9 tRNA genes and 7 rRNA genes are annotated in these 13589 nt (G+C 49.4%); all 16 read right to left on the bottom strand.

Annotated features, from left to right (window positions below):
* Positions 1-12: 12 nt before the first annotated feature.
* A tRNA-Ala gene (locus ACJZU6_RS00815) sits at positions 13-88 on the bottom strand.
* A 44-nt stretch (positions 89-132) separates the two neighbouring features.
* Positions 133-209 (bottom strand) — tRNA-Ile (locus tag ACJZU6_RS00820).
* A 73-nt stretch (positions 210-282) separates the two neighbouring features.
* A 16S ribosomal RNA gene (locus ACJZU6_RS00825) occupies positions 283-1827 on the bottom strand.
* Positions 1828-2247: 420 nt separating this feature from the next.
* A 5S ribosomal RNA gene (rrf, locus tag ACJZU6_RS00830) occupies positions 2248-2363 on the bottom strand.
* Between the two features lie 137 nt (positions 2364-2500).
* Positions 2501-5394 (bottom strand): 23S ribosomal RNA (locus ACJZU6_RS00835).
* A gap of 311 nt (positions 5395-5705) precedes the next feature.
* Positions 5706-5781: transfer RNA gene (locus ACJZU6_RS00840), tRNA-Ala, on the bottom strand.
* 44 nt (positions 5782-5825) lie between these two features.
* Positions 5826-5902: transfer RNA gene (locus ACJZU6_RS00845), tRNA-Ile, on the bottom strand.
* Between the two features lie 73 nt (positions 5903-5975).
* Positions 5976-7520: ribosomal RNA gene (locus ACJZU6_RS00850) — 16S ribosomal RNA — on the bottom strand.
* 420 nt (positions 7521-7940) lie between these two features.
* Positions 7941-8056, bottom strand: a 5S ribosomal RNA gene (gene rrf / locus ACJZU6_RS00855).
* 137 nt (positions 8057-8193) lie between these two features.
* Positions 8194-11087, bottom strand: a 23S ribosomal RNA gene (locus ACJZU6_RS00860).
* A 324-nt stretch (positions 11088-11411) separates the two neighbouring features.
* Positions 11412-11487: transfer RNA gene (locus ACJZU6_RS00865), tRNA-Glu, on the bottom strand.
* Between the two features lie 2 nt (positions 11488-11489).
* A tRNA-Ala gene (locus ACJZU6_RS00870) sits at positions 11490-11565 on the bottom strand.
* A 37-nt stretch (positions 11566-11602) separates the two neighbouring features.
* A tRNA-Val gene (locus ACJZU6_RS00875) sits at positions 11603-11678 on the bottom strand.
* 29 nt (positions 11679-11707) lie between these two features.
* Positions 11708-11783, bottom strand: a tRNA-Lys gene (locus ACJZU6_RS00880).
* A gap of 21 nt (positions 11784-11804) precedes the next feature.
* Positions 11805-11880: transfer RNA gene (locus ACJZU6_RS00885), tRNA-Glu, on the bottom strand.
* 101 nt (positions 11881-11981) lie between these two features.
* A 16S ribosomal RNA gene (locus ACJZU6_RS00890) occupies positions 11982-13526 on the bottom strand.
* The 16S, 23S and 5S rRNA genes sit together here with 9 tRNA genes alongside, the layout of an rRNA operon.
* Positions 13527-13589 lie beyond the last annotated feature (63 nt).

The following is a 13589-nucleotide window of genomic DNA, read 5'->3' on the forward strand; positions in this document are numbered from 1 at the left end:
ATATTTAGAAAGTGGTGGAGCTATGCGGGATCGAACCGCAGACCTCCTGCGTGCAAGGCAGGCGCTCTCCCAGCTGAGCTATAACCCCAACGATTTAAAAGACTATACCATCACTTTTTCTGGGAGAAAAAGTGGTGGGTCTGAGTGGACTCGAACCACCGACCTCACCCTTATCAGGGGTGCGCTCTAACCACCTGAGCTACAGACCCAAGTCTTTTTACGTTCTACATTTTAACCAAGCAATCTGTGTGGACACTGCATAAAACAGCATAAGTCTTTAGGTAAGGAGGTGATCCAGCCCCAGGTTCCCCTAGGGCTACCTTGTTACGACTTCACCCCAGTCATGAACCACACCGTGGTAAACGCCCTCCCGAAGGTTAAGCTATCTACTTCTGGTGCAGCCCACTCCCATGGTGTGACGGGCGGTGTGTACAAGGCCCGGGAACGTATTCACCGTGACATTCTGATTCACGATTACTAGCGATTCCGACTTCATGGAGTCGAGTTGCAGACTCCAATCCGGACTACGACGTACTTTGTGGGATTCGCTCACTATCGCTAGCTTGCAGCCCTCTGTATACGCCATTGTAGCACGTGTGTAGCCCTACTCGTAAGGGCCATGATGACTTGACGTCGTCCCCACCTTCCTCCGGTTTATCACCGGCAGTCTCCCTGGAGTTCCCACCATTACGTGCTGGCAAACAAGGATAAGGGTTGCGCTCGTTGCGGGACTTAACCCAACATTTCACAACACGAGCTGACGACAGCCATGCAGCACCTGTCTCAGAGTTCCCGAAGGCACTAAGCTATCTCTAGCGAATTCTCTGGATGTCAAGAGTAGGTAAGGTTCTTCGCGTTGCATCGAATTAAACCACATGCTCCACCGCTTGTGCGGGCCCCCGTCAATTCATTTGAGTTTTAATCTTGCGACCGTACTCCCCAGGCGGTCTACTTAACGCGTTAGCTCCGAAAGCCACGGCTCAAGGCCACAACCTTCAAGTAGACATCGTTTACGGCGTGGACTACCAGGGTATCTAATCCTGTTTGCTCCCCACGCTTTCGCATCTGAGCGTCAGTCTTTGTCCAGGGGGCCGCCTTCGCCACCGGTATTCCTTCAGATCTCTACGCATTTCACCGCTACACCTGAAATTCTACCCCCCTCTACAAGACTCTAGTCTGCCAGTTCAAAATGCTGTTCCGAGGTTGAGCCCCGGGCTTTCACATCTTGCTTAACAGACCGCCTGCATGCGCTTTACGCCCAGTAATTCCGATTAACGCTCGCACCCTCCGTATTACCGCGGCTGCTGGCACGGAGTTAGCCGGTGCTTCTTCTGTTGCTAACGTCAAACAGCCAAGCTATTAACTTAACTGCCTTCCTCACAACTGAAAGTACTTTACAACCCGAAGGCCTTCTTCATACACGCGGCATGGCTGCATCAGGGTTTCCCCCATTGTGCAATATTCCCCACTGCTGCCTCCCGTAGGAGTCTGGACCGTGTCTCAGTTCCAGTGTGGCTGATCATCCTCTCAGACCAGCTAGGGATCGTCGCCTTGGTGAGCCATTACCCCACCAACTAGCTAATCCCACCTGGGCTAATCCTGACGCGAGAGGCCCGAAGGTCCCCCTCTTTGCTCCGAAGAGATTATGCGGTATTAGCTATCGTTTCCAATAGTTATCCCCCACATCAGGGTATATTCCCAGGCATTACTCACCCGTCCGCCGCTCGTCAGCAAAGAAAGCAAGCTTTCTTTCTGTTACCGCTCGACTTGCATGTGTTAGGCCTGCCGCCAGCGTTCAATCTGAGCCATGATCAAACTCTTCAATTAAAGTTTTGTTGTCTCTTTCGAGACGGCTCAATGAATACTGACTTCAAAACTACCTTAGTAATTTTAAAGCTATTACCATTCCAACAGAATGGTAATGAATTGACTGTGCCAAATAACCGTAGTTATTTGTATTGGTCACTCAGTTCATTGATAAATCTTTCGACTTAACTATTCAACGAGTGCCCACACAGATTGCATGGTCAAATTGTTAAAGAACGTTGACTTTCAATGCCTTAGCGCGTTACGCTTCAGCAAGTCAGGTGGCGTATAATACGCTTTTCTGATATTCAGTCAAGACAAAATTTTATTCTTTTTTATCAATCGATTAAAAAGTAAAAACTTTCTGTTGACGTCGCTCACATTACAATCAGTAAGAGCGAAATAAAAGCCCGTTCATTGAACGGGCTTTCATAAATTTGAGCCTGGCGATGTCCTACTCTCACATGGGGAGACCCCACACTACCATCGGCGCTATTACGTTTCACTACTGAGTTCGGCATGGGATCAGGTGGGTCCATAACGCTATGGTCGCCAAGCAAATTCTGGTTTATTTATTGTCTTATGACAATAAATAGCAATCTGGGAAAATCTAACTAGTTGTTCTCAACACGCATTCAAGCGTTTGTAGAGTCCGTCTCTTCTCTTATGAGAAGGAAAACCCCTTGGGTGTTGTATGGTTAAGCCTCACGGGCAATTAGTATCAGTTAGCTCAATGCCTCGCAGCACTTACACACCTGACCTATCAACGTTGTAGTCTTCAACAACCCTTTAGAGACCTTAAAGGTCTAGGGATGACTCATCTTGAGGCTCGCTTCCCGCTTAGATGCTTTCAGCGGTTATCGATTCCGAACTTAGCTACCGGGCAATGCATCTGGCGATACAACCCGAACACCAGCGGTTCGTCCACTCCGGTCCTCTCGTACTAGGAGCAGCCCCTCTCAATCATCCAACGCCCACGGCAGATAGGGACCGAACTGTCTCACGACGTTCTAAACCCAGCTCGCGTACCACTTTAAATGGCGAACAGCCATACCCTTGGGACCGACTTCAGCCCCAGGATGTGATGAGCCGACATCGAGGTGCCAAACACCGCCGTCGATATGAACTCTTGGGCGGTATCAGCCTGTTATCCCCGGAGTACCTTTTATCCGTTGAGCGATGGCCCTTCCATTCAGAACCACCGGATCACTATGACCTGCTTTCGCACCTGCTCGAATTGTCATTCTCGCAGTCAAGCGGGCTTATGCCATTGCACTAACCTCACGATGTCCGACCGTGATTAGCCCACCTTCGTGCTCCTCCGTTACTCTTTGGGAGGAGACCGCCCCAGTCAAACTACCCACCAGGCACTGTCCGTAACCCCGATAAGGGGTCAACGTTAGAACATCAAGCATACAAGGGTGGTATTTCAAGATTGACTCCACAACCACTGGCGCGGTTGCTTCAACGTCTCCCACCTATCCTACACATGTAGGGTCAATGTTCAGTGCCAAGCTATAGTAAAGGTTCACGGGGTCTTTCCGTCTAGCCGCGGGTACACAGCATCTTCACTGCGATTTCAATTTCACTGAGTCTCGGGTGGAGACAGCGTGGCCATCATTACGCCATTCGTGCAGGTCGGAACTTACCCGACAAGGAATTTCGCTACCTTAGGACCGTTATAGTTACGGCCGCCGTTTACCGGGGCTTCGATCAAGAGCTTCGACCGAAGTCTAACCCCATCAATTAACCTTCCGGCACCGGGCAGGCGTCACACCGTATACGTCATCTTTCGATTTTGCACAGTGCTGTGTTTTTAATAAACAGTTGCAGCCACCTGGTATCTGCGACTCCCGGCAGCTTAGAGAGCAAGTCTCATCACCGCTAGGAGCGTACCTTCTCCCGAAGTTACGGTACCATTTTGCCTAGTTCCTTCACCCGAGTTCTCTCAAGCGCCTTGGTATTCTCTACCTGATCACCTGTGTCGGTTTGGGGTACGATTTCTTATAATCTGAAGCTTAGAAGCTTTTCCCGGAAGCATGGCATCAATGACTTCACTACCGTAGTAGCTCGACATCGTATCTCAGCCTTAAGATGAACCGGATTTGCCTAATTCATCAGCCTACATACTTGGACCTGGACAACCGTCGCCAGGCTCACCTAGCCTTCTCCGTCCCTCCATCGCAATTATAAGAAGTACGGGAATATTAACCCGTTTCCCATCGACTACGCCTTTCGGCCTCGCCTTAGGGGTCGACTTACCCTGCCCCGATTAACGTTGGACAGGAACCCTTGATCTTCCGGCGAGGGAGTTTTTCACTCCCTTTATCGTTACTCATGTCAGCATTCGCACTTCTGATACCTCCAGCACACTTTACAATGCACCTTCAACGGCTTACAGAACGCTCCCCTACCCAATATGAACAAGTTCATATTGCCGCAGCTTCGGTGTATAGCTTAGCCCCGTTAAATCTTCCGCGCAGGCCGACTCGACCAGTGAGCTATTACGCTTTCTTTAAATGATGGCTGCTTCTAAGCCAACATCCTGGCTGTCTGAGCCTTCCCACATCGTTTCCCACTTAGCTATAACTTTGGGACCTTAGCTGGCGGTCTGGGTTGTTTCCCTCTTCACGACGGACGTTAGCACCCGCCGTGTGTCTCCCGGATAGTACTTACTGGTATTCGGAGTTTGCAAAGGGTTGGTAAGTCGGGATGACCCCCTAGCCTTAACAGTGCTCTACCCCCAGTAGTATTCGTCCGAGGCGCTACCTAAATAGCTTTCGGGGAGAACCAGCTATCTCCGAGTTTGATTGGCCTTTCACCCCTAGCCACAAGTCATCCGCTAATTTTTCAACATTAGTCGGTTCGGTCCTCCAGTAAGTGTTACCTCACCTTCAACCTGCCCATGGCTAGATCACTCGGTTTCGGGTCTAATCCTAGCAACTATGACGCCCAGTTAAGACTCGGTTTCCCTACGGCTCCCCTAAACGGTTAACCTTGCTACTAAAATTAAGTCGCTGACCCATTATACAAAAGGTACGCAGTCACCCAACAAGTGGGCTCCTACTGCTTGTACGTACACGGTTTCAGGTTCTATTTCACTCCCCTCACAGGGGTTCTTTTCGCCTTTCCCTCACGGTACTGGTTCACTATCGGTCAGTCAGGAGTATTTAGCCTTGGAGGATGGTCCCCCCATGTTCAAACAGGATATCACGTGTCCCGTCCTACTCGATTTCACTAATAATGCATTTTTGGTTACGGGGCTATCACCCTGTATCGCGGTACTTTCCAGAACCTTCACCTAACGCAGAACTAGCTTAAGGGCTAATCCGGTTTCGCTCGCCGCTACTACCGGAATCTCGGTTGATTTCTCTTCCTCGGGGTACTTAGATGTTTCAGTTCCCCCGGTTTGCCTCATTAACCTATGTATTCAGTTAATGATACTTGCTTATGCAAGTGGGTTTCCCCATTCGGAAATCCCAGACTCAAGAGGCTTTTACTGCCTAATCTGGGCTTATCGCAAGTTAATACGTCCTTCATCGCCTCTGACTGCCAAGGCATCCACCGTGTACGCTTAGTCACTTAACCATACAACCCCAAGAGGTCTTGTATGTTCAAACAACCAAGGTTTGCGTTTAATACTCCGATCAAGAAAATATTAAACATTGGTTTTTCGCCGGACTCATTTATTTGTCTTCACTTTAAAAAGTGAAAGCAAACACAGACACTTGAATGTGTATGTTTTGAGAACTCGTTTTTATTCAGAGAATAAAAACATTTTTAAAATTAATCTTTCGATTAAATTTACTAGTCAGCTTTCCAGATTGTTAAAGAACATGTAATCATCGTTAGATAACCACTTTCTAATCACATTCATTACTTTGAATATATTTAGAAAGTGGTGGAGCTATGCGGGATCGAACCGCAGACCTCCTGCGTGCAAGGCAGGCGCTCTCCCAGCTGAGCTATAACCCCAACGATTTAAAAGACTATACCATCACTTTTTCTGGGAGAAAAAGTGGTGGGTCTGAGTGGACTCGAACCACCGACCTCACCCTTATCAGGGGTGCGCTCTAACCACCTGAGCTACAGACCCAAGTCTTTTTACGTTCTACATTTTAACCAAGCAATCTGTGTGGACACTGCATAAAACAGTATAAGTCTTTAGGTAAGGAGGTGATCCAGCCCCAGGTTCCCCTAGGGCTACCTTGTTACGACTTCACCCCAGTCATGAACCACACCGTGGTAAACGCCCTCCCGAAGGTTAAGCTATCTACTTCTGGTGCAGCCCACTCCCATGGTGTGACGGGCGGTGTGTACAAGGCCCGGGAACGTATTCACCGTGACATTCTGATTCACGATTACTAGCGATTCCGACTTCATGGAGTCGAGTTGCAGACTCCAATCCGGACTACGACGTACTTTGTGGGATTCGCTCACTATCGCTAGCTTGCAGCCCTCTGTATACGCCATTGTAGCACGTGTGTAGCCCTACTCGTAAGGGCCATGATGACTTGACGTCGTCCCCACCTTCCTCCGGTTTATCACCGGCAGTCTCCCTGGAGTTCCCACCATTACGTGCTGGCAAACAAGGATAAGGGTTGCGCTCGTTGCGGGACTTAACCCAACATTTCACAACACGAGCTGACGACAGCCATGCAGCACCTGTCTCAGAGTTCCCGAAGGCACTAAGCTATCTCTAGCGAATTCTCTGGATGTCAAGAGTAGGTAAGGTTCTTCGCGTTGCATCGAATTAAACCACATGCTCCACCGCTTGTGCGGGCCCCCGTCAATTCATTTGAGTTTTAATCTTGCGACCGTACTCCCCAGGCGGTCTACTTAACGCGTTAGCTCCGAAAGCCACGGCTCAAGGCCACAACCTTCAAGTAGACATCGTTTACGGCGTGGACTACCAGGGTATCTAATCCTGTTTGCTCCCCACGCTTTCGCATCTGAGCGTCAGTCTTTGTCCAGGGGGCCGCCTTCGCCACCGGTATTCCTTCAGATCTCTACGCATTTCACCGCTACACCTGAAATTCTACCCCCCTCTACAAGACTCTAGTCTGCCAGTTCAAAATGCTGTTCCGAGGTTGAGCCCCGGGCTTTCACATCTTGCTTAACAGACCGCCTGCATGCGCTTTACGCCCAGTAATTCCGATTAACGCTCGCACCCTCCGTATTACCGCGGCTGCTGGCACGGAGTTAGCCGGTGCTTCTTCTGTTGCTAACGTCAAACAGCCAAGCTATTAACTTAACTGCCTTCCTCACAACTGAAAGTACTTTACAACCCGAAGGCCTTCTTCATACACGCGGCATGGCTGCATCAGGGTTTCCCCCATTGTGCAATATTCCCCACTGCTGCCTCCCGTAGGAGTCTGGACCGTGTCTCAGTTCCAGTGTGGCTGATCATCCTCTCAGACCAGCTAGGGATCGTCGCCTTGGTGAGCCATTACCCCACCAACTAGCTAATCCCACCTGGGCTAATCCTGACGCGAGAGGCCCGAAGGTCCCCCTCTTTGCTCCGAAGAGATTATGCGGTATTAGCTATCGTTTCCAATAGTTATCCCCCACATCAGGGTATATTCCCAGGCATTACTCACCCGTCCGCCGCTCGTCAGCAAAGAAAGCAAGCTTTCTTTCTGTTACCGCTCGACTTGCATGTGTTAGGCCTGCCGCCAGCGTTCAATCTGAGCCATGATCAAACTCTTCAATTAAAGTTTTGTTGTCTCTTTCGAGACGGCTCAATGAATACTGACTTCAAAACTACCTTAGTAATTTTAAAGCTATTACCATTCCAACAGAATGGTAATGAATTGACTGTGCCAAATAACCGTAGTTATTTGTATTGGTCACTCAGTTCATTGATAAATCTTTCGACTTAACTATTCAACGAGTGCCCACACAGATTGCATGGTCAAATTGTTAAAGAACGTTGACTTTCAATGCCTTAGCGCATTACGCTTCAGCAAGTCAGGTGGCGTATAATACGCTTTTCTGATATTCAGTCAAGACAAAATTTTATTCTTTTTTATCAATCGATTAAAAAGTAAAAACTTTCTGTTGACGTCGCTCACATTACAATCAGTAAGAGCGAAATAAAAGCCCGTTCATTGAACGGGCTTTCATAAATTTGAGCCTGGCGATGTCCTACTCTCACATGGGGAGACCCCACACTACCATCGGCGCTATTACGTTTCACTACTGAGTTCGGCATGGGATCAGGTGGGTCCATAACGCTATGGTCGCCAAGCAAATTCTGGTTTATTTATTGTCTTATGACAATAAATAGCAATCTGGGAAAATCTAACTAGTTGTTCTCAACACGCATTCAAGCGTTTGCAGAGTCCGTCTCTTCTCTTATGAGAAGGAAAACCCCTTGGGTGTTGTATGGTTAAGCCTCACGGGCAATTAGTATCAGTTAGCTCAATGCCTCGCAGCACTTACACACCTGACCTATCAACGTTGTAGTCTTCAACAACCCTTTAGAGACCTTAAAGGTCTAGGGATGACTCATCTTGAGGCTCGCTTCCCGCTTAGATGCTTTCAGCGGTTATCGATTCCGAACTTAGCTACCGGGCAATGCATCTGGCGATACAACCCGAACACCAGCGGTTCGTCCACTCCGGTCCTCTCGTACTAGGAGCAGCCCCTCTCAATCATCCAACGCCCACGGCAGATAGGGACCGAACTGTCTCACGACGTTCTAAACCCAGCTCGCGTACCACTTTAAATGGCGAACAGCCATACCCTTGGGACCGACTTCAGCCCCAGGATGTGATGAGCCGACATCGAGGTGCCAAACACCGCCGTCGATATGAACTCTTGGGCGGTATCAGCCTGTTATCCCCGGAGTACCTTTTATCCGTTGAGCGATGGCCCTTCCATTCAGAACCACCGGATCACTATGACCTGCTTTCGCACCTGCTCGAATTGTCATTCTCGCAGTCAAGCGGGCTTATGCCATTGCACTAACCTCACGATGTCCGACCGTGATTAGCCCACCTTCGTGCTCCTCCGTTACTCTTTGGGAGGAGACCGCCCCAGTCAAACTACCCACCAGGCACTGTCCGTAACCCCGATAAGGGGTCGACGTTAGAACATCAAGCATACAAGGGTGGTATTTCAAGATTGACTCCACAACCACTGGCGCGGTTGCTTCAACGTCTCCCACCTATCCTACACATGTAGGGTCAATGTTCAGTGCCAAGCTATAGTAAAGGTTCACGGGGTCTTTCCGTCTAGCCGCGGGTACACAGCATCTTCACTGCGATTTCAATTTCACTGAGTCTCGGGTGGAGACAGCGTGGCCATCATTACGCCATTCGTGCAGGTCGGAACTTACCCGACAAGGAATTTCGCTACCTTAGGACCGTTATAGTTACGGCCGCCGTTTACCGGGGCTTCGATCAAGAGCTTCGACCGAAGTCTAACCCCATCAATTAACCTTCCGGCACCGGGCAGGCGTCACACCGTATACGTCATCTTTCGATTTTGCACAGTGCTGTGTTTTTAATAAACAGTTGCAGCCACCTGGTATCTGCGACTCCCGGCAGCTTAGAGAGCAAGTCTCATCACCGCTAGGAGCGTACCTTCTCCCGAAGTTACGGTACCATTTTGCCTAGTTCCTTCACCCGAGTTCTCTCAAGCGCCTTGGTATTCTCTACCTGATCACCTGTGTCGGTTTGGGGTACGATTTCTTATAATCTGAAGCTTAGAAGCTTTTCCCGGAAGCATGGCATCAATGACTTCACTACCGTAGTAGCTCGACATCGTATCTCAGCCTTAAGATGAACCGGATTTGCCTAATTCATCAGCCTACATACTTGGACCTGGACAACCGTCGCCAGGCTCACCTAGCCTTCTCCGTCCCTCCATCGCAATTATAAGAAGTACGGGAATATTAACCCGTTTCCCATCGACTACGCCTTTCGGCCTCGCCTTAGGGGTCGACTTACCCTGCCCCGATTAACGTTGGACAGGAACCCTTGATCTTCCGGCGAGGGAGTTTTTCACTCCCTTTATCGTTACTCATGTCAGCATTCGCACTTCTGATACCTCCAGCACACTTTACAATGCACCTTCAACGGCTTACAGAACGCTCCCCTACCCAATATGAACAAGTTCATATTGCCGCAGCTTCGGTGTATAGCTTAGCCCCGTTAAATCTTCCGCGCAGGCCGACTCGACCAGTGAGCTATTACGCTTTCTTTAAATGATGGCTGCTTCTAAGCCAACATCCTGGCTGTCTGAGCCTTCCCACATCGTTTCCCACTTAGCTATAACTTTGGGACCTTAGCTGGCGGTCTGGGTTGTTTCCCTCTTCACGACGGACGTTAGCACCCGCCGTGTGTCTCCCGGATAGTACTTACTGGTATTCGGAGTTTGCAAAGGGTTGGTAAGTCGGGATGACCCCCTAGCCTTAACAGTGCTCTACCCCCAGTAGTATTCGTCCGAGGCGCTACCTAAATAGCTTTCGGGGAGAACCAGCTATCTCCGAGTTTGATTGGCCTTTCACCCCTAGCCACAAGTCATCCGCTAATTTTTCAACATTAGTCGGTTCGGTCCTCCAGTAAGTGTTACCTCACCTTCAACCTGCCCATGGCTAGATCACTCGGTTTCGGGTCTAATCCTAGCAACTATGACGCCCAGTTAAGACTCGGTTTCCCTACGGCTCCCCTAAACGGTTAACCTTGCTACTAAAATTAAGTCGCTGACCCATTATACAAAAGGTACGCAGTCACCCAACAAGTGGGCTCCTACTGCTTGTACGTACACGGTTTCAGGTTCTATTTCACTCCCCTCACAGGGGTTCTTTTCGCCTTTCCCTCACGGTACTGGTTCACTATCGGTCAGTCAGGAGTATTTAGCCTTGGAGGATGGTCCCCCCATGTTCAAACAGGATATCACGTGTCCCGTCCTACTCGATTTCACTAAGACTGCATTTTTGGTTACGGGGCTATCACCCTGTATCGCGGTACTTTCCAGAACCTTCACCTAACGCAGAACTAGCTTAAGGGCTAATCCGGTTTCGCTCGCCGCTACTACCGGAATCTCGGTTGATTTCTCTTCCTCGGGGTACTTAGATGTTTCAGTTCCCCCGGTTTGCCTCATTAACCTATGTATTCAGTTAATGATACTTGCTTATGCAAGTGGGTTTCCCCATTCGGAAATCCCAGACTCAAGAGGCTTTTACTGCCTAATCTGGGCTTATCGCAAGTTAATACGTCCTTCATCGCCTCTGACTGCCAAGGCATCCACCGTGTACGCTTAGTCACTTAACCATACAACCCCAAGAGGTTTCGTATGTTCAAACAACCAAGGTTTGCGTTTAATACTCCGATCAAGAAAATATTAAACATTGGTTTTTCGCCGGACTCATTTATTTGTCTTCACTTTAAAAAGTAAAAACAAAATCAAGACACTTGAATGTGTGTTGTTTTGAGAACTCGTTTTTATCCTAAGATAAAAACATTTTTTAAAATTAATCTTTCGATTAAATTTACTAGTCAGCTTTCCAGATTGTTAAAGAGCATGTGTCTATCTTTCGACGTCCACTTTTTAAAAGCACTTTACCCTCTTTACTTAAGAAAAATACGTTTAAAAAGTGGCGTCCCGTAGGGGAGTCGAACCCCTGTTACCGCCGTGAAAGGGCGGTGTCCTAGGCCTCTAGACGAACGGGACATTGGTGGAGCTATGCGGGATCGAACCGCAGACCTCCTGCGTGCAAGGCAGGCGCTCTCCCAGCTGAGCTATAACCCCAATATTTTACTTCAAAAGAAGTTCTCCGAAGAGAAGATGGTGGGCGATACCGGGCTCGAACCAGTGACCCCCTCCTTGTAAGGGAGGTGCTCTCCCAACTGAGCTAATCGCCCTCCGATTTTTTACATCTTCGAGGAGAAGATGGTGGGTCGTGCAGGATTCGAACCTGCGACCAATTGATTAAAAGTCAACTGCTCTACCAACTGAGCTAACGACCCAATTTGCACTTCAAAGAGAAGTGGCGTCCCGTAGGGGAGTCGAACCCCTGTTACCGCCGTGAAAGGGCGGTGTCCTAGGCCTCTAGACGAACGGGACAATGTTCATAACGTAAGTTGTTGGGCAACTTACGTCGGCTCTTTTACATTTCGACCAAGCAATCTGTGTGGACACTGCATAAAACAGTATAAGTCTTTAGGTAAGGAGGTGATCCAGCCCCAGGTTCCCCTAGGGCTACCTTGTTACGACTTCACCCCAGTCATGAACCACACCGTGGTAAACGCCCTCCCGAAGGTTAAGCTATCTACTTCTGGTGCAGCCCACTCCCATGGTGTGACGGGCGGTGTGTACAAGGCCCGGGAACGTATTCACCGTGACATTCTGATTCACGATTACTAGCGATTCCGACTTCATGGAGTCGAGTTGCAGACTCCAATCCGGACTACGACGTACTTTGTGGGATTCGCTCACTATCGCTAGCTTGCAGCCCTCTGTATACGCCATTGTAGCACGTGTGTAGCCCTACTCGTAAGGGCCATGATGACTTGACGTCGTCCCCACCTTCCTCCGGTTTATCACCGGCAGTCTCCCTGGAGTTCCCACCATTATGTGCTGGCAAACAAGGATAAGGGTTGCGCTCGTTGCGGGACTTAACCCAACATTTCACAACACGAGCTGACGACAGCCATGCAGCACCTGTCTCAGAGTTCCCGAAGGCACTAAGCTATCTCTAGCGAATTCTCTGGATGTCAAGAGTAGGTAAGGTTCTTCGCGTTGCATCGAATTAAACCACATGCTCCACCGCTTGTGCGGGCCCCCGTCAATTCATTTGAGTTTTAATCTTGCGACCGTACTCCCCAGGCGGTCTACTTAACGCGTTAGCTCCGAAAGCCACGGCTCAAGGCCACAACCTTCAAGTAGACATCGTTTACGGCGTGGACTACCAGGGTATCTAATCCTGTTTGCTCCCCACGCTTTCGCATCTGAGCGTCAGTCTTTGTCCAGGGGGCCGCCTTCGCCACCGGTATTCCTTCAGATCTCTACGCATTTCACCGCTACACCTGAAATTCTACCCCCCTCTACAAGACTCTAGTCTGCCAGTTCAAAATGCTGTTCCGAGGTTGAGCCCCGGGCTTTCACATCTTGCTTAACAGACCGCCTGCATGCGCTTTACGCCCAGTAATTCCGATTAACGCTCGCACCCTCCGTATTACCGCGGCTGCTGGCACGGAGTTAGCCGGTGCTTCTTCTGTTGCTAACGTCAAACAGCCAAGCTATTAACTTAACTGCCTTCCTCACAACTGAAAGTACTTTACAACCCGAAGGCCTTCTTCATACACGCGGCATGGCTGCATCAGGGTTTCCCCCATTGTGCAATATTCCCCACTGCTGCCTCCCGTAGGAGTCTGGACCGTGTCTCAGTTCCAGTGTGGCTGATCATCCTCTCAGACCAGCTAGGGATCGTCGCCTTGGTGAGCCATTACCCCACCAACTAGCTAATCCCACCTGGGCTAATCCTGACGCGAGAGGCCCGAAGGTCCCCCTCTTTGCTCCGAAGAGATTATGCGGTATTAGCTATCGTTTCCAATAGTTATCCCCCACATCAGGGTATATTCCCAGGCATTACTCACCCGTCCGCCGCTCGTCAGCAAAAGAAGCAAGCTTCTTTTCTGTTACCGCTCGACTTGCATGTGTTAGGCCTGCCGCCAGCGTTCAATCTGAGCCATGATCAAACTCTTCAATTAAAGTTTTGTTGTCTCTTTCGAAACGGCTCAATGAATACTGACTTCAAAACTACCTTAGTAATT

It is taken from the genome of Photobacterium piscicola, from assembly GCF_046058925.1.
Lineage (GTDB): Bacteria > Pseudomonadota > Gammaproteobacteria > Enterobacterales > Vibrionaceae > Photobacterium > Photobacterium piscicola.